Origin of the sequence: Streptomyces liangshanensis, from assembly GCF_011694815.1 — a bacterium.
GTDB lineage: Bacteria > Actinomycetota > Actinomycetes > Streptomycetales > Streptomycetaceae > Streptomyces > Streptomyces liangshanensis.
Window position 1 is genome coordinate 2,623,846 of record NZ_CP050177.1, and the last position, 24,852, is coordinate 2,648,697.

Genomic DNA, 24,852 nt, shown 5'->3' on the forward strand with positions numbered 1-24,852 from the left:
AAGCTGTCATGTATGAGCTCCGTCGCCGGTGTCCGCGTCAGCAGCCCCGCCGTCCCATCGGGCCCGCCTCAGGTCGAGGCGCGGCAGATGGCCGTCGGCGTCGCGCGCGGCCTCGCGCAGCGGGGTGCCTTCCTCGCGGTAGTGGTCGAGGGCGCGCAGTTCGTGACCCGCCAGCAGCACCCCGTCCGCGCGGACGACACGCCACCACGGCACGGCTCCGCCGTACAGCGCCAGCACCCGGCCGACCTGGCGCGGGCCGCCCTCGCCGAGCCACTCCGCGACATCGCCGTACGTCATCACCCGGCCGGGCGGCACCAGCTCGACGACCTCCAGCACCCGCTCCGCGTACGGGGGCAGCTCTCCCGGCTCCTCCCGCCTCCCGGACACCGGCGTGTCCGGCTTGTCCCGCTCCTCGTGCCTCATCCGGTCCATCCTGCCGCACGCCACCGACAACCCGCCCGCCCCCGTCACCCCCTCGCGCCCCAGCGCATTCGTTCGGTCACCGTGTGTGCATACACACGCAAAGGGACGTATCTCGCACACTCCACGCCCCCGCAATGCACCCTGATGCCCCCGTCTGTCGGCCGCTCGTGCCACCATCATGCGGGCGGTGACTGGTGATACGAGATCAAGAAGAGACGGACTCGGCGGAGGGGCAGGACGTGCAGCCACCTGCGGCGGCGGACACTTCAGGGGCTGAGTCGCGCCCCGACGCGTCCACCGGGCCGCGCCCCGGACGGTCCACCGACGACGGCCGGGCGAGGGCACACTCGGGCCCGGGCCCCGGCACGGGTCCTGGGTCCGGCGCGAACCCCGCGTCGGGCTCGGGCGCCGGGTCGAACGCGGGCGCCGGGGCGGGCACAGGGGCCGGCGAGGGGTCCGGTTCCGGCTCACGGTCCGAGCCGTCCCACAGTCCCGCGACGCCGCAAGAACCCCGCACCTCCCCGTCACCGTCAGCACCGCCCGCCCCCTCGGACCCTTCGAACCCCTCGACCCCGTCCGCCCCCTCGGCCCCGTCCGACTCCCCCGCGCCCCGCGCCGAACACACCGGAGCCACCCGCTCCGACGCGCGCGAGGACACCGGCACGGACCCCGGCAAGGACACCGACACCACCGCCGACGACGAGGCCGGCGGCGCCACCCGCGTCGACCGCCTCTCCGGCGACGAACCGCTCCTCGCCGCCCGCGTGCACCGCCCCTCCGACCTGCTCCGCCTGCTGATCGGCCTGCTCGCCATCGGCCTGGTCATCGGCCTCTCCGCCTTCGCCCACGGCACCACCGCCGGCCTCGAACAGGACATCAGCAAGGGCACCGGCCAGGCCCCCGACCTGATGGTCAAGCTGGCGGGCCTGGCGTCGTCCATCGCCGTCCTCCTGGTCCCCGTCGCCTTCGCCATCGAACGGCTGATCAAACGGGACGGCCTGCGCATCGCCGACGGCGTGCTCGCCGCCGTCCTCGCGCACGGCGTCACCCTCGCCACCGACCTCTGGGTCGCCAGGGCCGCGCCGGAATCCATCCAGGAGGCGCTGACCAGACCCCAGCTCGGCGCCGGCCTCACCGACCCCGTACACGGCTATCTCGCGCCCGTCATCGCTTACATGACGGCCGTCGGGATGGCCCGCAGACCCCGCTGGCGGGTCGTCCTGTGGGTGGTGCTGCTGCTCGACGCCTTCGCCATGCTGGTCGCCGGCTACACCACCCCGTTCTCGATCATCCTCACCGTCCTGATCGGCTGGACCGTCGCGTACGGCACGCTCTACACCGTCGGTTCGCCCAACGTCCGCCCCACGGGCCAGACGCTGATGGCGGGTCTGCGGCGGGTGGGGTTCCGCCCGATCAGCGCCATGCGCGCCGAGGACGTGCCCGACTCCGCCGAGCAGGGCGACCGGGGCCGCCGCTACTTCGTCCCCCTGGAGGACGGTTCCCCGCTCGACGTCACCGTCGTGGACCGCGAACAGCAGGCACAGGGCTTCTTCTACCGGGTGTGGCGGCAGCTGACCCTGCGCTCCATCACCACCCGCAGATCCATCCCCTCCCTGCGCCAGGCCCTCGAACAGGAAGCCCTGCTCGCGTACGCCGCCATCGCCGCCGGCGCCAACGCCCCCAAACTCATCGCCACCTCGGAGCTGGGCCCCGACGCCGTCATGCTCGTGTACGAGCACCTGGGCGGCCGGTCCCTGGACGCGCTGGCCGACGACGAGATCACCGACGAGCTGGTACGCAGTGCCTGGCGCCAGGTCAGCGCGCTCCAGTCGCGCCGTATCGCGCACCGCAGGCTCACCGGCGACGCCTTGGTGGTGGATCGTTCCGGCAGGGTGGTCCTCACCGAGCTGCGCGGCGGCGAGATCGCGGCCGGTGACGTCGTCCTGAGGATGGACACCGCCCAGCTGCTCACGACCCTGGGGTTGCGGGTCGGCGCGGAGCGCTCGGTCGCCGCCGGGGTCGAGGTGCTGGGCCCCGACGCGATCGCGGACAGCCTGCCGCTGCTCCAGCCGATCGCGCTGAGCCGCTCCACGCGCGCGACGCTGCGCCGTCTCGCGCGCGAGCGCGCGCAGCGGGAGCGGGACGCCGTGCTCAAGGCGTCGGAGGCGAACAAGCGCGCCCGGCTGGAGGAGGCCCAGGCGCACGCGGCGCACACCGCCGAGGGCACGGCCCGCGCGGCCGCCGACGGCGAGGGTGCCCGGCGGGCCGTACGCAAGTCCCTGCGGGCCGAGAAGCAGGCGGAGAAGCGGGCGATAGACGACGCGCTGGACGAGGCCCGCGAGGAGGACCTGCTCTCCCAGATCCGCCAGCAGGTGCTGCTGATCAGGCCGCAGGCGCCGGTGGAACCGGTGCGCCTCGAACGGATCAAGCCCCGCACGCTGCTCAGCTTCATCGCCGGCGCGGTCGCCGCGTACTTCCTGCTCACGCAGATCACCCAGGTCGACTTCGGCACGGTCGTCGGCGAGGCGCACTGGGGCTGGGTGGCCGCCGCGGCGGCGTTCTCGGCGCTCAGTTACGTCGCCGCCTCGATGAGCCTGCTGGGCTTCGTACCGGAGCGGGTGTCGTTCAAACGGACCGTGGAGGCGCAGGTCGCCGGGTCCTTCGTGAAGATCGTCGCCCCGGCGGCGGTCGGCGGGGTCGCGCTCAACACGCGCTTCCTGCAACGGTCGGGGGTCCGGCCGGGGCTCGCCGTCGCGAGCGTGGGCGCCTCGCAGCTCTTCGGGCTCGGCGCGCACATCGTGCTGCTGCTGTCCTTCGGCTATCTCACCGGTACGGAGAAGACGGCCTCGCTGACCCCGTCCAGGACGGTGATCGCGGGCCTCCTCACGGTCGCGGTGCTGGTGCTGGTCGTGACGGCGATCCCCTTCCTAAGGAAGTTCGTGGTGACCCGCCTGCGGTCGCTGTTCGCCGGGGTCGTCCCGCGCATGCTCGACGTGCTCCAGCAGCCGATGAAGCTGCTCACCGGCATCGGCGGGATGCTGCTGCTGACCGGCACGTTCGTGATGTGCCTGGACGCGTCGATCCGGGCGTTCGACAACGGCAACCAGCAGCTGAGCTACGCGAGCATCGCGGTCGTCTTCCTGGCCGGCAACGCGCTGGGCTCGGCGGCGCCGACACCCGGCGGGGTGGGCGCCGTGGAGGGCGCGCTGACGCTGGGCCTGCTGGCGGTCGGCCTGCCCAAGGAGGTCGCGGCGCCCGCGGTGCTGCTGTTCCGCCTGATGACGCTGTGGCTGCCGGTGCTGCCGGGCTGGGTGTCGTTCAACCACCTCACCCGCAAGGGAGCCCTGTAGGGGCTGTCCGCGGGGCGAGCCCCGGCGGCTCCCTCCCCCGGACCTCGGAGCGCGGCGGCGGCTCTGTACCGGGGCGCCCGGCCCGCCACCCGCATGGCCCGCGGCCCCGGGCGCCCGGGCGGGACCCGGCGCAGGATGGATCCATGCCGACCCCCTCCGCCCGGCGCACCGCGCCGCTCGCCGCTGTCACCGCCGCCGTCACCGCCGCCGCCCTCCTGGCCGTCACCGGATGCTCCGACAGCGCGGGCTCCGCCGGCGCGCGTCCCGTCGGCGGGGACAGCGGCGCCAGGAACGGGCCCACGGACCTCGCCACCCAGCGGCTGCACTGGACGGCCTGCAAGGCGCCCAGCGCCGCGCAGGGCGGCGGTACGGCCCCGTCGCCGCTCCCCGGAGGTGTCCGGTGGCAGTGCGCGTCCATGGACGTGCCCCTCGACTACGCGAAGCCGGACGGCGACACGATCAAGTTGGCGCTGATCCGCGCCGAGGCCCGCGACAGGAGCAAGCGGCTGGGCTCGCTCGTGTTCAACTTCGGCGGCCCGGGCGGTTCCGGGATCACCGCGCTGCCGTCCTTCGCCCCCGACTACGAGACCCTGCGCGGCCGGTACGACCTGGTCAGCTTCGACCCGCGCGGGGTGGGCCGCAGCGACGGCGTGGAGTGCGAGAGCGACCGGCAGCTCGACACGTACTACGCGCAGGACGCCACGCCCGACACGGCGGCGGAGGAGAAGACGTTCACCAAGAACCTCACGGCGTACGCGTCGGCCTGCGAGAAGAACTCGGGCCGGGCGCTGCCCCACGTGGGCACGACGAACGCCGCGCGGGACATGGAGACGATGCGCCAGGTGCTCGGCGACAGGAAGCTGAACTACTTCGGGATCTCGTACGGCACCGAGCTGGGCGGCGTCTACGCCCACCTGTTCCCGAAGTCGGTCGGCAGGACGGTCTTCGACGCGGTGGTAGACCCGAGCCAGGACTCCGAGCAGGGCTCGCTCGGGCAGGCGCGCGGCTTCCAGCTGGCGCTGGACAACTTCGCCAAGGACTGCGTGTCGCGGGGCAACGCGTGCAAGTTGCCGGGTACGACCCCGAAGCAGATCGAGGCGTTCGTCACCGGGCTGCTCGGCCGGCTCGACAAGAAGCCCATCGCGGGGATCGGCACGCGGAAGCTGACGCAGACCGAGGCCACCAACGGCATCGCCCAGACCCTGTACTCGCAGGAGTTCTGGCCGCTGCTGGAGCAGGGGCTCGACGAGGCGGAGGGGGGCAGCGGGGCCCTGCTGCTGGCCCTGTCGGACTCGATGAACGGCCGCGACCAGCTGGGCCGCTACAGCAACCTCCAGGCGGCGAACGCGGCGATCAACTGCGTGGACTCCAAGGAGCGTTACACCCTGGCGCAGACCAAGGCGAGGCTGCCGGAGTTCCGGAAGGCGTCGCCCGTCTTCGGGGACTTCCTGGGCTGGGGCCTGATGTCCTGCTCGAAGTGGCCGGTGCCGGGCCGCTGGACCCACCCGGACGTGGCCGCGCCGGGCGCCGCCCCGATCCTGGTCATCGGCAACACCGGCGACCCCGCCACGCCGTACGCGGGCGCGAGGGCGATGGTGGACGCGCTGGGCAAGGGCGTCGGCGTGGAACTCACGTACAAGGGCCAGGGCCACGGCGCGTACAACAGCGGCAACGCCTGCGTCCAGAAGGCCGTGAACGGCTTCCTGCTCAACGGAAAGCCCCCTGCCGCCAACACGGTCTGTTCCTAGGAGGCCCCATTCCGAGGCCTGATTACCGCGCGTTCGGATGCCCCTGGAGTCGGGCCCTGAGGGAGTGGGCCATGTCGTCTGCCCGGCCGGCCGTTACCCGGTCTTGCTCCGGTCCCCGAAGGAGCTCGAAAATGCCCGGCCCGTGATGCTCCGGTTTCAGATCCGCCATGCGCGGCACGATGTGGAAGTGCACGTGCGCGAAGCCCTCGGCTTCGGCGAATTGGACGATGTAGGTCTTGGCGCAACCCGTCACGTCCCTCAGCGTCCGGGAGAGCTTGACCTGCCACATCCCTAGGGCGGATGCCTCGGCGTCCGTGAGGTCATGAACGGCGACGACGTGGCGCCGAGGCAGCAGCACAAGCCAGCCGGGCAGCGCGGTGTTGAAGGCGTGAGCCACCCGCCAGTGCTGGTCATGCACCACGCACTCGCGTGGGGGAAGGGTGTCGAACTCCGCTTCCTTGCGGCATGCGTAGCAATCGCGAGTCGTCATGAACCGAGATCGTAGGTCGGTCGCTCTGTGAAACGCCCGTCGCACGCCGTCAGCCGTCACGCCAGGAGCACTCTTCTCCTGAGGAGTTGGAAGAGTTGGCCTTGATCATGTGACTACTTCGCCGTGCGGGTGAACTCATGGGCCTCCTGCGATCCCCGGGTCTCCGGGGGCGCTACGAAGATCACGTCTTGCTCGATCTTCGGAAGGACCCTTTGGTGCGTCCCCCTCACACAGGTCGCCGGCTCGCCGTCGCGTTCTGCTCGCTCGCCGTCCTGCTCGCGCCCGTCGCCGCCCACGCGTCCGCCCCGGCTCCGGCCGGGCAGCGGGGCGCGACGGTGTCCGCCGGTACGGGACTCGCCCAGGAGAAGCGGCTGAAGTCCTGGGGCAACAACCGCTCCGGCCAGCTCGGTGACGGGACCTGGACCGACTTCCGGACCACGGCGACCACCGTGCTCGGGCTGACCAGCGCCGAGGTGGTGAAGATCGCCGCGGGAGGGGGCGGGGCGGCCAACGGTCACGGGCTGGCGCTCCTGACCGACCGCACCGTGCAGTCCTGGGGCGCCAACGGGTCGGGACAGCTCGGCGACGGTTCCGTGTTCTCCCACAACGCCCCGGGCCAGGTCGTCAACCTCTCCGACGCCCGGGACATCGCGGCGGGCGGGTGGCACAGCCTGGCCCTGCGGGACGACGGGACCGTGGTCGCCTGGGGCCGTAACAACTACGGTCAGCTCGGCAACGGCACCCACAACGACAGCAGCGTCCCGGTCAGGGTCGAGGGCCTCGACAAGGTGACCGCCGTCGCCGCGGGCCTCCACCACAGCCTCGCCCTGCGCGAGGACGGCACCGTGTGGGCCTGGGGCCACAACGCCAACGGCCAGCTGGGCGACGGTACGTCCGCCGGCCGGAACGTCCCGGCCCCGGTCAACGGCCTGACCGGGGTCACCCGGATCGCCGCCGGCTGCGACCACAACCTCGCGCTGACCGGGCAGCCGGGCGACGGCGCCGATCCCACCGGCGGCAACGCGGTGAAGGCGTGGGGCCACAACGCCACCGGCCAGCTCGGCGACAACAGCACCGTCAACCGCTACACCCCGGTCGACACCCAGGGCATCTGGCTCGGCGGGGTCGCACACATCGCGGCCGGCTGCCGCCACAGCCTCGCCGTGACCGACAGCGACCACAAGCTCAAGGCGTGGGGCCAGAACACGTCCGGGCAGCTCGGGGACGGCACCACCGACCACCGGATCACCCCGGTCCCGGTCCCGGGCCTGAAGGGCGTCCAACTCCTGGCCGGCGGCCGGGAGCACACCGTCGCCCTGCTCGGCGACGGCGCGGTCCGCTCCTGGGGCGCCAACGGCTCGGGCCAGCTGGGCAACGGCACCACCACCGAGAGCAGCACCCCCGTCACCACGCTGACCGCCCTGACCGGAGTCGACAAGATCGCCGCCCCGGTCGGCGGCGACTTCACCTTCGCCAACTGAAGCGCGGCAACCGGCCGGTGCCGCGCGTAGGTTCGTGGGCATGATCATGCGTATACGCGGTGTTGTACTGCCCGAGCGCGAGGAGCGCACGTTCTGGGTCGACGGGGAGCGGCTGCGGTCCGAGCCGCCCGCCGGGGCGGCGGCGAAGCGGGTGGAGACCGTCGTGGACGGCGGATGGTTGTTGCCGGGTCTGGTCGACGTCCATACGCATCCAGGGGCCGAGAGTCCGGACAACAGGTTCGACGAGGCCTTGTTGCGGCGGCACTTGTCGGAGCACAGGGACGCCGGCGTGCTGTTGGTACGGACACCGGGGACCGTGGCGCGGATGCCCGACTGGGTCGACGCGGAAGCAGAGCTGCCCCGCGTTCGATCGGCGGGGCAGTGGTTGGCGACGCCCGGGCGCTTCGTTCCCGGGGCGGGGCGGGATGTCGGTGAGCACGAGTTGGCGGGGGCGGCGGTCGAGGAGGCCACGGCTTCGTCGGGGTGGTGCAAGGTCATCGGTGACTGGCGGTGGGACGAGCCCGCGGTGCCTCTGGACGTGTTGAAGGCAACGGTGGACGCCGTGCATGCCGTGGGTGGGCGGGTGGCCGTGCACTGCCAGACCGCTGAGGGCTCCCGGAACGCCGTCCTCGCCGGAGCCGACAGCCTTGAACACGGGATGCACCTCGATCCGGATCTCGTGGACCTGATGGCCGGGCAGGGCACTGCCTACATACCGACGCTCTCGGCGTTCGCCGGGAGCGCGGAGGTCTGGCGGGGCCGCGATCCGAGCGCGCAGCGCTCGAACTGGCTCCTGGGCTGGCAGCGCATGATCGACAACGTGCGCCTGGCACACGAAGCGGGCGTCACCGTCCTCGCCGGGACGGACACCTTTCCCTGCGGCACCGTCGCCGCCGAGTCCCGATGGCTGCTCCGGGCGGGGATGCCCGCGGAGGACGCGCTCGGGGCGGCCTCGTGGACGGCGCGGGCCTGGCTGGGGCTGCCGGGCCTGACCGACGGAGCGCCCGCCGATCTCGTCGCGTACGACCGGGACCCCATCGCGGAGCCCGAGGTCCTGGGACAGCCGAAGCGAGTGATGCTGCGGGGTCGGCTGATGCGCTGACCTTGCGCCTGTCGCGGTACGCCGCCGTCGAGCGCGTACGCCACTCACCGGAGGCGGCCGGACACGGCTGTGGGGCGGGCCGCGTGCGGCCCGCCCCACTGGTTCTGCGGCCGGGTGTCTAGTAGACCGGCTTCTCCGGCTCGATCGTGTTGACCCAGCCGATGACGCCGCCGCCGACGTGCACCGCGTCCGAGAAGCCCGCCGACTTGAGGACGGCCAGGACCTCGGCGCTGCGGACGCCCGTCTTGCAGTGCAGGACGATCTTCTTGTCCTGCGGCAGACCCGCCAGGGCCGTGCCCATGATGAACTCGTTCTTCGGGATCAGCTTGGCTCCGGGGATCGAGACGATCTCGTACTCGTTCGGCTCCCGTACGTCGATGACCTCGATGTTCTCGCCGTCGTCCATCCACTCCTTGAGCTGCTTCGGAGTGATGGTCGAGCCGGCGGCCGCCTCCTGGGCCTCCTCGGACACGACGCCGCAGAAGGCCTCGTAGTCGATCAGCTCGGTGACGGTCGGGTTCTCGCCGCAGACCGCGCAGTCCGGGTCCTTGCGGACCTTGACCTGGCGGTACTGCATCTCCAGGGCGTCGTAGATCATCAGGCGCCCGACGAGCGACTCGCCGACGCCCGTGAGGACCTTGATCGCCTCGGTCACCTGGATGGACCCGATGGACGCGCAGAGCACGCCCAGCACGCCGCCCTCGGCGCAGGAGGGGACCATGCCGGGGGGCGGGGGCTCCGGGTAGAGGCAGCGGTAGCAGGGACCGTGCTCGGACCAGAAGACGCTGGCCTGGCCGTCGAAGCGGTAGATCGAACCCCACACGTACGGCTTGTTCAGCAGCACGCAGGCGTCGTTGACGAGATAGCGGGTGGCGAAGTTGTCCGTGCCGTCCACGATCAGGTCGTACTGCGCGAAGATGTCCATCACGTTCTCGGCCTCGAGCCGCTCTTCGTGGAGGACAACGTTCACATAGGGGTTGATCCCGAGGACGGAGTCACGGGCGGACTGCGCCTTGGACCGGCCGATGTCGGCCTGGCTGTGGATGATCTGGCGCTGGAGGTTCGACTCGTCGACCTCGTCGAACTCGACGATGCCGAGCGTGCCGACACCGGCCGCCGCCAGATACATCAGGGCCGGCGAGCCGAGGCCACCGGCCCCCACACACAGCACCTTCGCGTTCTTCAGCCGCTTCTGCCCGTCCATCCCGACGTCCGGGATGATCAGATGACGGGAGTACCTGCGGACCTCGTCGACGGTGAGCTCCGCAGCGGGCTCGACCAAGGGGGGCAGCGACACAGGGACCTCAACATGGGGTTGGTCGGTCATTCAATAAGGATTCTTCCCTGTAACACTGCCACGCCCCGGCTCATTCCAAGACACCTGGTCCGACTCGCGAGACGATTTCGTCCCAGTAGCCGGGCAGCGTCTCGAACGGGTTGTGCTCCCCCGTCCTGTCCCCCGCCCCGTCCCCCGTCCGCTCCCTGCGGTCGGTGAAGAAGATCGTGCCCGCGCCCTGCCAGCGGGCGATCCGCATCGCCTCGTCGAGGTGGGTGCGCGGGACGCCGTGGACGAGGTGGACGAAGCGCTCCGGCGGGTGGTCGGCGGTCCACTCGGCCGCCTGCGACCAGCGGTAGCGGTCCCAGGGACCGGAGAACGTCACCAGTTGGTCGGCGACACCGGCGTACCCGGGGTGCGGGTGGGTCCCGTGGCCGAGGACGATGTGGCCGCCGCCGGACACAACCTCCAGGGTGGCCGTCGTCAGCCGCACGTCGGTCAGGTCCGAGCCGGTCGCGGGGCACCGGTCCAGGTAGAAGCCGCCGACCCGGTACCAGTCGACGTAGTCGTGCGCCTCGGCGACGATCTCGCCGAACGACCGCTCCCCGTACGCCAGGTCGAGATGCCCGAGCACCCGCACGCCCGCGTTGCCGAGGCGGCCCGCGGCCTCCAGGCAGTGCGGGTCGGGCCGGGCGCCGGGGCCGTTCGCGACGTTGAGGACGGCCCAGTGCAGGGGCGTACCGGGGCGGGTCAGCCCGGCCCACTCGGCGCGGGCGAGCAGCGGGTGCGCGTAGCCGGGGACGCCGAGGCCGAGACGGTCCGCGCCGGTGGCGGAGAGACGGCCGCCGGCGCTGGTCAGATACGGCACGCCGCCTCCATCCAGATGTCCGCGAGGGACTCCTCCAGGTTGATGCGGGGGCGCCAGCCGAGGCGGTCGCGGGCGGTGCGTACGTCCGCCTGCTGCCAGTTGCCGCAGCCGTCGGGGTACGGGGAGGGCCCGATGCCCAGGTGTTCCACGAGCGGTTCACCGCGCTGCGCGCCGAGGGGCGAGTGGCCGGTACGGACCGGGCCGCCGGGCGCGTCCAGTTCGTGGAGGGCGCCCGCGTAGCCCGCGACCCTGGCCAGGACGGCGGCGGCGTCGCGGAGCTTCACGGCGCGTCCGGTGCCGATGTTGACGACGCCCTGCGCGGCGGAGAGGGAGGCGGCGTGGACCGCGCGCGCCACGTCCCGTACGTCCACGAAGTCGCGCTGCACGCCGAGGCCGGCGAGTTTCAGTTCGCCGTCGCCGGACTGCATGGCGCGGCGCATGGCCTCCGCGAGGCGGCCGAGCGGGGAGCCGGCCGGGGTGCCGGGGCCGACGGGCGAGAACACCCGCAGGACGACGGCGTCGAGGCCGGAGCCGAGGACGAGTTCGGACGCGGCGAGCTTGCTCACGCCGTACGGGCCGCCGGGGCGGGGCATGGCGTCCTCGGCGGTCGACGAGCCCTGCGGGGAGGGCCCGTACTCGGAGGCGCAGCCGAGCTGGACCAGGCGCGCGCCGCAGCCGCTTCGGCGCAGGGCCTCGCAGACGGTGGCGACGGCGACGGTGTTGTGGCGGACCAGTTCGCGGGCGCCGCCGCGGGTGGCGCCGGCGCAGTTGATGACCACCCCGGGGTGGACGGCGTCCAGGAAGCGGGTGAGCGCGCCGGGGCTGCCGCCGGCGAGGTCGAACCGTACGTCGGCGTCGTCGCCCCTGCCGAGTGCGGTGAGGTGTACGGCGGGGTCGGCGAGCAGCCGGTCGGCCACGAAGCGGCCGAGGAATCCGTTGGCGCCGAGCAGCAGGACCCTCATCGTGCGACCGCCCCTCCGTGCCGACGGGGCCGACGGTCCGGCGCGGTCGCGGGCGCGGGCGCCGGGGTTGGGGATTGCGGGGTCATGTGGGTCGTCTCCTTATAGGGGGTGTGCGGTGCGCGTAGGGGGATGCGCGGGGTGATGCGTACAGAAGTGATGCGTCAGAGGCGTCGGGGGTGGTGCGTCGGGGGTGGCTCCTCAGGTGTGGGCGGAGGCCCGGGAGAGTACGAGGGCGGCGTGGGCGAGCAGGCCCAGCGCGGCGCCGCCGCAGGCGAGGGCGGGGACGGCGCCCGCGCCCCAGGCCTGGACGAGGTCGGTGACCGGTACGGCGAGGAGGCCGGCGCCGGGGAGGCGGCCGGCGAGCACGGACGCGCAGGCCAGGGCCTCGACGGCGCAGGCGGTGACCAGGCCGGTGGCGGCGGGGCCGGGGAAGCCGTGGACGGTGAGCAGGCGGGCGAGGAACAGGAGCGTGCCCACGGCGGCGGCGTGCGCGGGCGCGCCCCCCTCGCCGAGGTACCGCCCGGCGAGCGCGACGAGTCCGGTCAGGACCGCGGCGTACAGGCCGACGAGGGTGAGGAGCAGGGGGCGTGCGCGGGCGGTGAAGTCGGCGAGGCCCCGGCTGTGGTGGAGTCTGCGCCGCGCTCGTACGGAGAAGAGGTGGGCGCACCAGGCGGCGGGCGCGACGGCGCACGAGAGCGCGGCGAGCGGCGTGAGGGTGGCGGGCCAGGGGCCGTCGGGGCCGCCGCCGACGAGCTGGTCGAGGAGGCCGTCGCCGCAGAGCAGGTAGGCGAGCAGCCAGTAGGCGGAGAGGCCGGCGGCGGGGACGGTACGGCGGTCGTCGGCGCGCAGGGGGCCGCGCCGCAGGCACGCGGACAGGGCGCCGGAGAGCGCGAGGGCGCCCGCCAGCGCGAGGGCGAGCTGCCGCTGTCCGCCGCTGTGGTCGAGCCCGAGCAGGGTCAGGACGCAGACGGCCCCGGGGAGCATGACGAGGACGGCCCAGCCGCCGCGTCCGGCCCGCCCCGCCCACCGGGCGCGGGCATCGGCGGCGCGCGCCGGGCGGGCGGGCGCGTGCGCCCCGCGCGGGGCGCGTGCGTACAGCTCCTCGGCGAGCGAGAACACGTCACGGTGCCGGAACCGCGCGGCGGTCCGGTCGGTCATGCCGTACGCCTCCAGCCCGGCGGCGATCTCCAGGGGGTCCACGGCCCGTTCGCACAGCTCCCGGTGCCGGTGCATCAGCCCCCGCACGGGATCGGCGGGTCCGCCGCGCGCGGCGGGCTTCCGTACGGGCCGGCCGGTGGCGAGCGGCGTGAAGACGACGGCCGCGGGGTCGGCGGCCCCGGCGGCCGGGGCAAGGGGGCCCGCCGTCACGGCGGGCGAGGCTATGCGCGGCTCGCGGGCCTGGCCGGGGGCGGCCTCCCGGGGGGCCGACGGGAGGGGGGCGGGGGGTGGCGGCGCTGCCGGGCGGGAGTCCGTGGGTAAGGCGCCTGCCGGTACGGGGCCCTTGGGCAAGGAGGCTGTGGGGCGCGAGCCCGTGGGCAAGGAGGCAGCCGGGACAGCGCCGCTGGGCGGGAGCGCCGGCGAAAGGGAACCCGTGGGCAAGGGGGCCGCCGGAAGCGAGGCGGGGGGCGGGGGCGCTGCCGGGAGGGGCGGGGGCGTGTGTGCTGGGGTGGGGTCAGGCACGGGGGGCTCCCGCTGACGCGTGGGCGGCTACCGGTTCGCGGGTGGTGGTCCAGCGGCCGGGGACGCACCCCTCCGCCGGGCGGGCGAAGGGGAGCGGGGAGCCGGCGGCGTCCACCGTGTCGGCCGGGCGGTGCACCGGGGTGCGCGAGATGAGTTCCAGGTAGAGGTCGCGGAACGCGGCGACGTTCTGTTCGACGGTGAAGAGTTCGAGCGCGCGGGCGCGCGCCGCCGCTCCGAGCCGTTCGCGGCGCTCGGGGTCGCGCAGCAGCGCCACGCACGCGTCCGCGAGCGCCCGCGGGTTGCGCGGGGGCACGACGAGCCCGGTGCCGCCGATGATCTCGACCACCGCGCCCACGTCCGTCGAGACGGTCGCGCGGCCGCAGAACATCGCCTCGACCAGGCTCACCGGGAAGCCCTCGACCACGCTGGAGAGCACCACGACCCCGCCGGCCGCGTAGGCGTCGGGGAGTTCGGGTGCGCCGGGGCCGCCGATCTCCTCGAAGGAGACCGGGTTGTCGCCGGCGGTGTACACGTCCGCCGCCTCGTCGGGGAAGAGCTGGGCGGCCAGCGCCCGGCAGTGGTCGAGATACGCCGCCGCCTCGGGCCCCTGCGCCGCCGCGCCTATGATCCGCAGCCGCGCGCCCGGCTCCGCGCGCCGCACCAGCGCGAAGGCGTGCAGGAGGGAGATGAGGTCCTTGGCCGGTTCGATCCTGCCGACCCAGACGAGCGTGCGGGGGTCGCCGCCGGCGCAAGCAGCCCCGCCCGCGGCCCCGCCGGCAGCCTCGCCCACGGTGGAGAAACGCTCCGCCTCCATCCCCGGGTAGACCGTGCGGAGCTTCGAGCGGTCGGCGCCGCACCGCTCCTGCCAGCGGCGCGCGTGCGCGTTGCCGGGGGTGATCAGGTCGGCCCGCCCGTACACCTCGGCGGTCAGCAGCCCCTGGAACGCGGCGAGCAGCGTCCGCAGCGGCGCACCCGGCGCGGGGTCCTCGGCGGCGTCCCCGAAGGGCGCGTCGGGGTCGCCCGTCGCGAGGTAGTGCGCCCGCAGCCGCACGCCGTACTCCGTGACGAGCAGCGGCACGCCGAAGAAGCGTTTGGCCAGCAGTCCCGGCAGCGCCGCCGAGCCGCCGGACGCCGCGTGGCAGAGGTCGACCGCGCCGAGGCCGTCCCGCGCGCCGGGATCCGCGCCCCGCTCCGCGCCGGAGGCGCCGCCCCCGTACCCGGCACCGCCGTGCCCGTACGAGGAGGCGCCGTCCCCGTACCAGGGCAGCGAGAGGGGGCGCAGCGCGCGCTCCAGCCGGTCGGCGAAGGCGAGGTAGTCGGGGACGGTCGCGTGCTGGACGCCCCGGCGTGCGCCGGGCGCGCGGCAGGCGGCCTCCAGGATCCGTACGGCGACCTCGGAGCGCAGCGCCGCGTACAACCCGCCGCGCTCCCGCGCCAGGTCCGCGAGCCCGTACAGCCCATCTCCGAAGGTGTCGCCGGGTCCCGGGCCGGCCGCGTCCCCGCCGGGTCCCCGGGCCGGGCCGAGCCCCGCCCGGATGCTCCCGGCCGCGCAGACCGCCGTGGCGAGCTGTCCGAAGTGCGCGGCGAACCGGCGGCGGTCGCGGCGCCCGTACGTCCGGCCGTCGTCCGCCGGGGCCCAGAGCGGCGCGGTGCGCACCCGCCGGACGTGGGGCGGCAGTTGGATCCAGCCGCTCCGCTCCTGCCGGGAATCGCGGCTCAGCGCGTAGAGGTCGAACTCGTGCCGCGCGAGCCCGCGCACGAGCCGGTCGCACCACAGCCTGGACTCACCCGTCGCGTACGGATAGCCACCGTCCGTGAGCAGTCCGATCCGCACGAGGACACCCCCGATCTCCCTTGTGAGCGGCCGCCGTTGATCGGCGACTCGCAGCGGGACGACCGTAAGCGGACATGACGGTGGTGCGACGGACGGTTGTCCGTCGCACCACCAGAAGGGGTGAATCCACGTAACTTTCTCGCACCGGTGGCGTTCCGTCGCGCTACGGTGCGGTTCCGTCACGCACGGTCAGGCTGCGGCCACGTCCTTGCGGAGCCCGGTGCGCGCGGCCCTGCGCTCGGCGGCGACCGCGGGGTCCAGCGACGGTACGGCGGCGAGCAGTTGCCGGGTGTACGGGTCGGAGGGGGACCCGTACACCTCGTCGACCGTGCCCTGTTCGACGATCCGGCCCGCCCGCATGACCGCGACGCGGTCGCTGACGTGCCGGACGACGGCGAGGTCGTGGGCGATGAAGACCAGCGCGAGGCCCAGCTCCCGCTGGAGTTCGGCGAGCAGGGCGGTGACCTGCGCCTGGGTCGTCACGTCGAGCGCGGAGACCGGCTCGTCGCAGACGATGAGCCGAGGCTCGGCGGCCAGGGCCCGTGCGATGCCGACGCGTTGGCGCTGGCCTCCGCTGAACTCGTGCGGGTAGCGGTCGTACCGGTCGGGTTCGAGACCGACCCGCTCCAGCAGCTCCTTCACCCGCGCGACGATCCCGGCCGGGTCGAGCACGCCGGCGGCCCGCAGCGGGTCGGCGACGGACTCGCCGATCGACCTGCGCGGGTTGAGCGAGGAGACGGGGTCCTGGAAGACCATCTGGAGTTCGCGCCGGTAGGGGCGCAGTCGCTTGTCGGACAGGGTCCCGATGCCGGAGAGGGTCCCGGTGCGGGAGTCCCGGTAGCGGAGCTGTCCGGCGGTGGGGTCGAGGAGGCGGACGAGCATGCGGCCGAGGGTGGTCTTGCCGCTGCCGCTCTCGCCGACGATGCCGAGGGTTTCGCCGGGGCGGACGCTCAGGCTGACGCCGTCGACCGCGGCGACGGTGGTGCGGCCGCGCCTGAACTCCCTGCGGAGGTCGACGGCTTCGAGGAGGGCGCCGTCCGGGGCAGAGGCGTCCTCGATCGCGGGACGGGCCGGATTCTGATCGGTGCGGGCCCTCGTCAGAGGTGAGTCCACCCTCGGGACCGCCGCCAGCAACGCCTTCGTGTACGGCTCCCTCGGGGCGCCCAGGACCTCCGTCACCGTGCCCGTCTCGACCCGGCGGCCGTGGCGCATCACCAGGACCTCGTCGACGCTCTCCGCCGCCACCCCCACGTCGTGCGTCACCAGCAGCAGACCCATGCCGGTCTCCCGGCGCAGGTCGTGCAGCAGGTCCAGGATCTGCGCCTGGACGGTGACGTCCAGCGCCGTCGTCGGCTCGTCCGCGATGAGCAGCCGGGGCTCGCACGCCAACGCCATCGCGATGAGCGCGCGTTGCCGCATCCCGCCGCTGAACTCGTGCGGCCGGGAGCGGGAGCGCCGCGCCGCGTCGGGGATGCCGACCCGGTCGAGCACCTCGACGGCCCGGGCCCGCGCCGCCTTGCGCGAGGCGTCCGTGTGGACGCGGTAGACCTCGGCGATCTGGTCGCCGACCGCGTAGTACGGGTCCAGGGACGACAGCGGGTCCTGGAAGACCATGGCCGCCACCGCCCCGCGCAGCGCGCGCAGTTCGCGGTCGGACGCCGCGTTCACGTCCGTACCGGCGACCAGGACCGTGCCGCCGACCTCCGCGCCGGTCCCCCGGTGCAGGCCGAGCAGGGCGGCGGCCACGGTGCTCTTGCCGCTGCCGGACTCCCCGACCAGGCCGATGGCCCGGCCGGCGTCGAGGGAGAAGGACAGGCCGTCCACGGCCCGTACCGACTCCTCCTCCGTGGCGGCCCCCGTCGAGAAGTCGACGGTGAGCCCCTCCACGACCACCAGCGGCCCGCCCGCCGGCGCTTCCTTCACCAGTCGCCCGCTCACTGGAGCACCACCCTCCGGTCGGCCACGGCGTACAGCAGATCGGCGAGTACGTTCGCCACGACGACAGCGGTCCCGATCACCAGGACCACCCCGACCACCACCGGCAGGTCGATCACCTTCACGGCGTCGATCAGCGTCTTGCCGATGCCGGGGATGCCGAAGAGCGATTCGGTGAGGACCGCGCCGCCCAGGACCGTACCCACATCGAGCGCGTTGAGCGCGATGACGGGCGGTACGGCGCCGCGCAGCGCGTGCTTGCCGACCACCGCCCGCTCCCCCACTCCGTACGCGCGGAAGGTGCGGATGTGGTCCTCGGCCAGCGTCTCCAGCGTCGAACTGCGCGTCAGCCGGGCGTACTTGGCGCTCTCGAAGAGCCCGAGGGTGAACCACGGCAGGAGCATGTTCCACGCCCACTGCTCGGGGTCCTCGGTGAGCGGTACGTACGACGGGAACGGCAGCCACTGGAGGTAGGCGCAGACCACCATCAGGATCAGCAGCCCGAGGATGAACACCGGGGTGCTCGTGCCCGCGAGGGTGAGCAGGGTCAGGGTGCGCTCGGTGATGCCGCCGCGCCGCAGCGCGGAGAGCAGTCCGGTGCCGACGCCGATGATCAGCCACACCACCATCGCACCGAACGCGAGGGAGGCGGTCGCGGGGAGCCGCTGCATGATCAGCTGGGTGACCTGCTGCTGGTTCTGGTACGAGAAGCCGAGGCACGGCGCATCGCAGTGCAGGCTCGCCGTGCCGGTCGAGTAGTCGCGGCCGGCGAAGATGCCCTGGATGAAGTGGGCGTACTGCAACCACACGGGATCGGTCAGCTTGAGCTGTTCCCTGACCTGCGCGACCTGTTGCGGCGAGCAGCGCTCACCGCAGGCGAGCCGGGCGGGGTCGCCCGGCGCCACGTAGAAGAGCGCGTAGATCACGACGGACAGGACGAGCAGGACGAGCAGCGCGCCGCCGAGCCGTTTGAGCAGGTAGCGCGTCATGAGGCCGTTCCCTCGGGCGTCTTGCGTGCGGTACGGGGGGTACGGGCGCGGCCCGCCCGGGAGCGGCCGATCCGCAGCCGGCTGGCCTCGCGCGGGTCGAGCGCGGTACGGACCGCGTCGCCCAGCACGGTGAAGGCGAGGACGGTCACGAACAGCACCCCGGAGGGCAGCAGCACGTACATGGGGTCGGCGCGGAACCACGTCTGCGCGCTCGACAGCATCTGGCCCCAGGACGGTGTGGGCGGTTTCACGCCGACGCCGAGGAAGGACAGCGAGGCCTCGGTCACGATGTTCGAGGGCAGCAGGATCGACGCGTAGGTGATGACGGGCGCGGCGAGCGACGGCAGCAGTTCGCGCCGGGCCACCCGCAGCTTGCCGGAGCCGCCGAGGCGGGCGGCGGAGACGAAGTCGAGTTCCTTGAGGCCGAGGGTCTGGGCCCGCACGATCCTCGACGTGCCGCCCCAGCCCAGCAGGCCGATGATCAGGATCAGCAGCAGCGAGCGGGGGAACTCGGAGGGCACCACGGCCGTCAGGGCGATGCCCATGACCAGGAACGGCAGCGCGACCATCACGTCGGTGACGCGGCTGAGGAGGGTGTCGAGGAAGCGGTTGCCGAGACCGGCCGCGAGGCCGACGGCCACGCCGATCGCCAGTTGCACGACGGTGGCGCCGAGCGCCACCAGGAGGGAGACCCGGGCGCCGTACAGCAGCCGGACGAACAGGTCGCGCCCGGTGCCCGGTTCGACACCGAGCCAGTGGTCGGCGCTCACGCCGCCGAAGGAGCCGGTCGGCACCCCGCCGCGGGCGGAGTCGATCAGGCTGTCGTGGTACGTGTTGGCGTCCTGGCCCTCCAGGGCGGCGAGCAGCGGCGCGGCGAGCGCCAGCACCACCAGCAGGACGAGGACGACGGCCGCGACGACCGCCGAGGGGCGGGAGCGCAGCCGTCGCCAGACCTGGCGCCCGCCCGAGGCGGCGACGGGGGTCGCCGCCTCGGACGTCAGGAGATCAGCGGCAGTCACTTGACGGAGACCTGCGAGATGTCGAGGACACCGGTCCAGTCACTGATGACGACGTTCTTGACGTCCTTGCCGACCAACCGCTTGTACACGGGGTGGAAGAGGGGGACGTCGAGCGCCTGCTCGCCGATCTTCTTGTCGAGCGCGCCCCAGCGCTGCGCGGCGGCGGCCGGGTCGGTCAGCTTGTTGATCTCGTCGATCTCCTTGTTGACCGCCGGGTCGTTCAGCTGCGCGTGGTTGAAGTTGCCCGCGCCGTCCTTGACGATCTGGCGGCCGTCGAAGATCGGGGCGAGGAAGGGGCCGCCGGACGGCCAGTCGGCTCCCCAGCGGGAGAGGAAGAAGCCGGGCTCCTTGGAGACGGTCCAGCGGGCCTCGTTGAACGCGTTGTGCTCCAGGCCCTCCAGCTTGACCGTGATGCCGGCCTTCTTGAGCGCCTCCTGCACGGCGGTGGCGACCTCGGGGCTCGTCTCGCGGTTCTGCTCGGTGGAGTGCGTGAGGGTGATGGTCAGCCCCTTGGGGTAACCGGCCTCCTTGAGCACCTCCTTGGCCTTCACCGGGTCACCCGTCTTGCCCGCCGGGAACGGGTCGTACGGCGTGTAGCCGAAGGCCGGCTGGTTGGGCAGGAAGGTGGTGGCGGGCTCGGCGAGGGCGGAGCCGCCGGCGGCGTTGATGACGCTGGTGCGGTTGATCGCGTAGGCGATGGCCTGGCGCACCTTGGGGTTGTCGAACGGCTTCACCTTCGGGTTGAAGGCGAGGTAGTTGGTGTAGCCGAAGTGACCGGTGCCGACGCGCGAGGCGAGGTTCTTGTCACTGCCGACCTGGGCCAGCTCGGCCGGTCCCAGGTTGGTGTCGGTGGTGATCGCGGCGGCGTCGGGGCCCGTGCTGGTGGACAGGCGCTGGTTGATGACGGCCGCGTCGAGGCCCGCCTTCACGTCGATCTTGTCGGGGTAGGCGTGCCGCTGGGAGTCGGTCGCCTCCGACCAGTTGGGGTTGCGCTCCAGGACCATGTGCTCGCCGTCGCCCTCGTTGCTGACGACCTTGTAGGGACCGGAGGAGACGGGCTTCTCCTCGTACTTCGTCCCGGTGTCCTTGGCCTTGGGCACCGGCGCGAACTGGGTGGCGGTGGCCAGGAAGGGGAAGTCGCCCTCGGGCTTGTCCAGCTTGAAGACGATCGTCTTCGCGTCGGGCGTCTCGATCGAGGCGAGGCCCTTCTTGTCCTTGTACGGGCCCTGGTACGTGGACCCGCCGACGAGCCAGTCGCGCAGGTACGGGGCGCCGCCGGACAGTTCGGCCGCGAAGGAGCGCTCGATGCCGTACTTGATGTCGGCGGTGGTGATCGGGGAGCCGTCCTCGAACTTCAGGCCGTCCTTGAGGGTGTACGTCCACTCGGTGGCGTCCGCGTTGGGGCGGCCGGTGTCGGTGGCGAGGTCGGGGACGACCTTGTTGCCCTCGGCGCCGTTCGCCCGGTTGCGGGTGGTGAGCGTACGGAAGACGAGCGAGGGGATGTTGCCGCCGCCCGAGGTGTAGAGGCGCGCCGGGTCGAAGTCGGTCTGCGGCTCGTTGTTGAGAACCGAGAGCGTCCCGCCCTTCTGCGGCTTGCCGGAGGCCGGGGCCGCGCCGCCGTCGCCCTTGGCATCGTTGTCCTCGGGACCGCAGGCGGCGGCGCCCGCGGCCAGGGCCAGGGTGACGGCGGCCACTGCCACACGGCGGGAAATGACGGACGGTTGACGCATCGGAAGAAGCCTCTCGGTGTGCTGCACAGGCAGGGGGGGTTGGGGTGGTGCCGAGGATCGGACGGCGGGACTCGCCCTCCGACCGGAGGCAGGCAGCAGTGACCGAGGTGAGGAGGGTGAACCGGCTGGCCGCGCCTGCGTACGGACGGAGTACGCCCAGCGCGGGAGCGACGGCGGGAAAGCCGGCGCGCGCGAGGGCAGGCGTCAGCTACAGAGAATGTCCGCCACGCACAGCGCGGTCACGCCGATGAGCGCGAGCTCAATGGCGGCATGACCGAAGGCGGTGGCGCGGCGGGGAGACATGCCGAGAAATATGAACGACCCCGTGTCGGGATGTCAACGTGGTTTGAGACGGTTGTCTCAATCCGTGGGATAGACCCACGGGTTCGGCTTGCACTTGATCCCTTCCACGTTCAGGGATTTGGTCTGTTGCTGCATGACGGGCGCGAGGGTCCCGGGAGTGCGGCAGCTCACATGACTGTGCCCGAGCCGGTGTCCGATCTCGTGGTTGATGAGCATCTGCCGGTACGCGAACATCGCCCGGTCCCCGTACGTCTGCGAGCCCCGCGCCCAGCGGAACGCGTTGATCATCACGCGGTCGGTGGAGGCCGAGTCGCAGGACACGTTGTCGACGGTGGTGTCGAGCCCGGACTTGGCGCACCAGAACGCGGTGGTGCCCGGGCTGGCGAGCGTGATCACGAAGTCGGGGGCGCCGCTGGAGATCCGCTCGAAGGTCATGGCGCCGTTGTGCGCCCAGCTCCGGTTGTCGTTGAGCGTCTTCTGCACGGCCTGCGCGAACAGCGTGCCGTCCAGGCCGAGCCCCTTCTCCACGTCGACCCGGTAGCGGAACTTCTGCCCCTTGCCCGGTGCCTTGTCCAGGCCCGGTACGGCGTCGAAGTCACCGGACGCGGTCAGCTTCGGGTCGAGCGGGAACTGCCGGGTCATCAGCTGGTCGTACGTCAGGGGCGCGGCCACGACCGGTCTCGGCGGCGCGGTCTCCAGCGGCGGGACGGCCCGGCCCTCGGAGCGCGAGGCGATGTCGTCGTCGGTGCCCCGGTCCGTACCGCCGGACGCCTTGGCGCTCACCTCGCGGGCGCCGCCGTCGGCGACCTGGCCCGCCACGACGACGGCGAGGACCGTGGTGACCGCGGCGGCCGCGATGCCGGTCAGGGCGCGGCCCTTGCCGCCCCTGGCGGGGCGGGCGGTGTCCGCCGCCGGGCCCCCGGGACCTGGCGGGCCGTCGAGGTCGCAGGGTGCCGGGCCGAACCCGGGCGCCGTACCCGCTCCGGAGACCGTACGGAGGGAGCCGGTGGTGTCGAACGCGTCGAAGCCGTCGAACGCGTCGACGAACTCCCGCCGGGGACCCGGGACACGGGACGCGGTCCCGGCGCCGGAGCGCGTACGCCCCGAGGGCAGCGCGGCCCCCGGCCGGTCGCCGTGGCGCTGCTTGTCGCCGTACCCCTGCGGGTCGCCGTAGCGCTGCGCGGAGCCCCAACCGCCGCCGGGCTCACGCTGTTCGGGATGCCCGCCGCGCACCCGCGGCCCGCCGGGCCCGGCCGCGGAGTCCGGCGCGCCCCGGTGCTGCTCGGGGCCGAGGCCGCCGTCGGAGCGCCGGCGCCGGCCGCCCCCGGGACCGTCGGGCCCCGCGGCCGGCGGGTCGGCGACCGGCGCGCCGGGCGCCTGGCCGCCTCTGTTCCGCGCGCCCTGCGGAGCGGGGCCCTTGCGACTGTGTCGTCCCACGCCCCGGTCAGCTCCTGTGCTCGTCGTCGATGAGGTCCCGCCAGGCCTGCGCGACCTGTTCCGGGTACTCCATCATGGCAACATGCCCGGCGTCGGGAAGCGTCAGGAGCCGTGAATCACGGAACGCGGCCGACGCCTTGCGGGCCATACGGTACGAAACAAGCTGATCCCGGCCGCCGTACACGAGCAGCGTCGGCGCCAGCACCCGTTCGGCCTGCCGCCACAGACCGTGTTGACCACCGAGTGTGTACTCGTTGACGATACTGCGCGCCGAGCGCGCCATCACGTCCCAGAAATAGGGGAGTTCGAGCCTGCGCTCCATCTCCCGCACGGCGTTCGCCAGTTCCTCGTCGGTGACGAGCGACGGGTCGCCGTAACAGAGGGCGAGCAGTCCGCGGGTGCGCTCCTCCGCCGTCCAGCCCCGGGTCAGCCGCCCGAAGAGCGCGGTCATGCCGGGGAGGGCCACCAGCGCGGTGGGGACGGCGCTGCGCTGGATCCGCAGCTCGGGCAGCGCCGGCGAGACCAGCGTGAGCGTCCGGACGAGATCGGGGCGGGCGGCGGCGACCCGGGTGGCGATCGCGCCGCCCAGCGAGTTGCCGAAGAGGTGCACGGGCCCGCGCCGGCCGGCGTCCAGCAGCCGGATCACCGCGCGGGCCTGCCCGGTGATCGAGTAGTTGCCGTCGTCCGGCGGCGGCGAGTCCCCGAAGCCCGGCAGGTCGACGGCCTCCCCGTCCACCACGTCCTCCAGGAGCGGCATCAGCGCGGACCAGTTCTCCGACGAGCCCCCGAGCCCGTGGACGTACAGCGCGGGCGGCGCTCCGGTGCGCGTCCCCGGCCGGGACCGTACCGTCAGGGTGAGCCCGGGAAGCTCCACCGAGCGCAGCCGCTCCCCCTGCCTGATCCGTACGGCGCTGACCCGTGGAGCCACGGCGGCGGCAAGGGTTTCCGGCAGCTCGGTCGAAGACATGCGGGCAATGTTACGAGACGATCACGCGCGGGTTCGTGTGTTCGCCGTCACAGTCCCCCATGGCGCCGCGGGGCCCCTGCTCCTACTCTCGGAGGAAGGGGTCTTCGCCCCCGCCCCTTTCCTACGCGAAGAGAAAGGGCAGAGATGACGGTCGACCCCACGGACCCGGACGAGATCGGCACCGAGACGCCCGAGGACGACGCCGCGGAGCAGCGCGCGGAGGCCGTCCCCGCCGACCGGGACGAGGACGACGCCTCCGCCGACGGACGGCCCGCCGCCGACCCGGCGGAGGCGGACGAGGGCGACGCCGTCGAACAGGCGAGGGCGGTGACCCTCGACGAGGACGAATACCGCTGATACGGCCGTACGGGAGGATGCGGGTCGTCACCGGCCGTCCGGTCCGTGAAATTGTGCTTCCGCACCACACGCCGCCCCGTTGCCCAAAAGTACGATGGCGGCGCGGCGCACAGCGCGCACAGAACGATCTTTTGGGAGGCGGCGTGACAGCCATAGAGCAGACCGAGGCGGCACGCCCGCGAGGCACCCGTCTGCCGCGCCGCGCGCGACGCAACCAGCTGCTGGGCGCGGCGCAGGAGGTATTCGTCGCGCAGGGCTACCACTCGGCGGCGATGGACGACATCGCGGAGCGGGCGGGCGTCAGCAAGCCCGTCCTCTACCAGCACTTCCCCGGCAAGCTGGAGCTGTACCTGGCCCTGCTGGACCAGCACTGCGAGGCGCTGCTCCAGGCGGTCCGCACGGCGCTGGCCTCGACCACGGACAACAAGCTCCGCGTCGAGGCGACGATGGACGCGTACTTCGCGTACGTCGAGGACGAGGGCGGCGCGTTCCGCCTGGTCTTCGAGTCGGACCTCACCAACGAGCCCGAGGTGCGCAAGCGGGTCGACCTGGTCGCCCTCCAGTGCGCCGAGGCCATCTCGGACGTGATCGCGGAGGACACCGGGCTGTCCAAGGAGGAGTCCATGCTGCTGGCCGTGGGCCTCGGCGGGGTCTCCCAGGTGGTGGCCCGCTACTGGCTGTCCAGCGAGTCCGCCATCCCGCGTGAGCAGGCGGTCCAGCTCCTCACCTCCCTGGCCTGGCGCGGCATCGCCGGCTTCCCGCTGCACGGCAGCGAGCAGCACTGAGCCCGCGCGGGACGCGGCCGGCCGGTACCGCCGGTCGCGGCGCGCGGCCCGTGTTCGCTGCGGGCGTGCCCGTCCGGCGCCTTTCCGATGCTCTCTCCGGGCTAATGTGTGCTGCG

Annotated in this window: 20 protein-coding genes; 6 read left to right on the plus strand and 14 right to left on the minus strand. The window is 73.1% G+C overall.

Features of this window, described 5'->3' with window-relative positions; genetic code table 11:
* Positions 1-6: 6 nt before the first annotated feature.
* Positions 7-423: an MGMT family protein gene (locus tag HA039_RS11110; RefSeq protein ID WP_243869348.1), complete on the minus strand. Its 417-nt coding sequence runs from the start codon at positions 421-423 to the stop codon at positions 7-9.
* A 239-nt stretch (positions 424-662) separates the two neighbouring features.
* On the opposite strand from HA039_RS11110, the gene HA039_RS11115 reads away from it, so the two are divergent.
* Together HA039_RS11115 and HA039_RS11120 are read left to right on the plus strand one after the other, a co-directional pair.
* Positions 663-3,773, plus strand: coding sequence for a lysylphosphatidylglycerol synthase domain-containing protein (locus tag HA039_RS11115; RefSeq protein WP_243869350.1), 3,111 nt, complete (start codon positions 663-665; stop codon positions 3,771-3,773).
* A 143-nt stretch (positions 3,774-3,916) separates the two neighbouring features.
* Entirely contained in the window at positions 3,917-5,521 is a 1,605-nt protein-coding gene (locus tag HA039_RS11120; protein WP_167027469.1) for an alpha/beta hydrolase, read from the plus strand.
* Between the two features lie 22 nt (positions 5,522-5,543).
* On the opposite strand, the gene HA039_RS11125 is transcribed toward HA039_RS11120, so the two are convergent.
* Complete coding sequence (locus tag HA039_RS11125) at positions 5,544-6,011, minus strand: HIT family protein (protein ID WP_167027472.1); 468 nt, start codon at positions 6,009-6,011, stop codon at positions 5,544-5,546.
* A gap of 215 nt (positions 6,012-6,226) precedes the next feature.
* On the opposite strand from HA039_RS11125, the gene HA039_RS11130 reads away from it, so the two are divergent.
* Together HA039_RS11130 and HA039_RS11135 are read left to right on the plus strand one after the other, a co-directional pair.
* A complete protein-coding gene (locus tag HA039_RS11130; protein WP_243869352.1) occupies positions 6,227-7,492 on the plus strand; it encodes an RCC1 domain-containing protein in 1,266 nt (421 codons plus the stop codon).
* Between the two features lie 40 nt (positions 7,493-7,532).
* Positions 7,533-8,594 (plus strand): amidohydrolase family protein, encoded by a 1,062-nt coding sequence (locus HA039_RS11135; protein WP_167027478.1) that lies wholly within the window; start codon positions 7,533-7,535, stop codon positions 8,592-8,594.
* A 118-nt stretch (positions 8,595-8,712) separates the two neighbouring features.
* On the opposite strand, the gene moeZ is transcribed toward HA039_RS11135, so the two are convergent.
* The 12 genes from moeZ to HA039_RS11190 all read right to left on the minus strand — a co-directional run bounded on the left by moeZ (position 8,713) and on the right by HA039_RS11190 (position 23,594).
* Positions 8,713-9,891, minus strand: a complete 1,179-nt coding sequence (gene moeZ, locus HA039_RS11140) for an adenylyltransferase/sulfurtransferase MoeZ (protein WP_167036592.1) — start codon at positions 9,889-9,891, stop codon at positions 8,713-8,715.
* A 70-nt stretch (positions 9,892-9,961) separates the two neighbouring features.
* A complete protein-coding gene (locus HA039_RS11145) occupies positions 9,962-10,738 on the minus strand; it encodes a spherulation-specific family 4 protein (RefSeq protein ID WP_167027481.1) in 777 nt (258 codons plus the stop codon).
* Positions 10,726-11,700 carry an NAD-dependent epimerase/dehydratase family protein gene (locus HA039_RS11150; protein ID WP_167027484.1) on the minus strand — a complete coding sequence of 325 codons (975 nt, stop codon included), beginning with the start codon at positions 11,698-11,700 and terminating at the stop codon, positions 10,726-10,728. Before HA039_RS11150 ends, HA039_RS11145 begins: the two co-directional genes overlap by 13 nt.
* A 198-nt stretch (positions 11,701-11,898) precedes the next feature.
* Positions 11,899-13,068, minus strand: a complete 1,170-nt coding sequence (locus HA039_RS11155; RefSeq protein WP_167027487.1) for a hypothetical protein — start codon at positions 13,066-13,068, stop codon at positions 11,899-11,901.
* Between the two features lie 304 nt (positions 13,069-13,372).
* On the minus strand, positions 13,373-15,214 hold the full coding sequence (locus HA039_RS11160; protein WP_167027490.1) for a glycosyltransferase: 1,842 nt from the start codon (positions 15,212-15,214) through the stop codon (positions 13,373-13,375).
* 189 nt (positions 15,215-15,403) lie between these two features.
* Complete coding sequence (locus tag HA039_RS11165) at positions 15,404-17,152, minus strand: dipeptide ABC transporter ATP-binding protein (RefSeq protein WP_425086329.1); 1,749 nt, start codon at positions 17,150-17,152, stop codon at positions 15,404-15,406.
* Positions 17,149-18,138 (minus strand): ABC transporter permease, encoded by a 990-nt coding sequence (locus tag HA039_RS11170; RefSeq protein WP_167027493.1) that lies wholly within the window; start codon positions 18,136-18,138, stop codon positions 17,149-17,151. Before HA039_RS11170 ends, HA039_RS11165 begins: the two co-directional genes overlap by 4 nt.
* A complete protein-coding gene (locus HA039_RS11175; RefSeq protein WP_167027496.1) occupies positions 18,135-19,157 on the minus strand; it encodes an ABC transporter permease in 1,023 nt (340 codons plus the stop codon). Before HA039_RS11175 ends, HA039_RS11170 begins: the two co-directional genes overlap by 4 nt.
* Positions 19,154-20,887 (minus strand): ABC transporter substrate-binding protein, encoded by a 1,734-nt coding sequence (locus tag HA039_RS11180; RefSeq protein ID WP_167027499.1) that lies wholly within the window; start codon positions 20,885-20,887, stop codon positions 19,154-19,156. Before HA039_RS11180 ends, HA039_RS11175 begins: the two co-directional genes overlap by 4 nt.
* A gap of 204 nt (positions 20,888-21,091) precedes the next feature.
* Positions 21,092-21,190, minus strand: a complete 99-nt coding sequence (locus tag HA039_RS34515; RefSeq protein WP_341830014.1) for an Ms4533A family Cys-rich leader peptide — start codon at positions 21,188-21,190, stop codon at positions 21,092-21,094.
* A 57-nt stretch (positions 21,191-21,247) separates the two neighbouring features.
* A complete protein-coding gene (locus tag HA039_RS11185) occupies positions 21,248-22,627 on the minus strand; it encodes a DUF3152 domain-containing protein (protein ID WP_167027501.1) in 1,380 nt (459 codons plus the stop codon).
* Between the two features lie 7 nt (positions 22,628-22,634).
* The gene (locus HA039_RS11190; RefSeq protein WP_167027504.1) at positions 22,635-23,594 is read right to left on the minus strand and encodes an alpha/beta fold hydrolase; all 960 of its coding nucleotides are present in this window, start codon (positions 23,592-23,594) and stop codon (positions 22,635-22,637) included.
* A 144-nt stretch (positions 23,595-23,738) separates the two neighbouring features.
* On the opposite strand from HA039_RS11190, the gene HA039_RS11195 reads away from it, so the two are divergent.
* Positions 23,739-23,951 (plus strand): hypothetical protein, encoded by a 213-nt coding sequence (locus HA039_RS11195; RefSeq protein WP_167027507.1) that lies wholly within the window; start codon positions 23,739-23,741, stop codon positions 23,949-23,951.
* Positions 23,952-24,094: 143 nt separating this feature from the next.
* Positions 24,095-24,736 (plus strand): TetR/AcrR family transcriptional regulator, encoded by a 642-nt coding sequence (locus HA039_RS11200; protein WP_167027510.1) that lies wholly within the window; start codon positions 24,095-24,097, stop codon positions 24,734-24,736.
* The last annotated feature ends 116 nt before the right edge of the window (positions 24,737-24,852 follow it).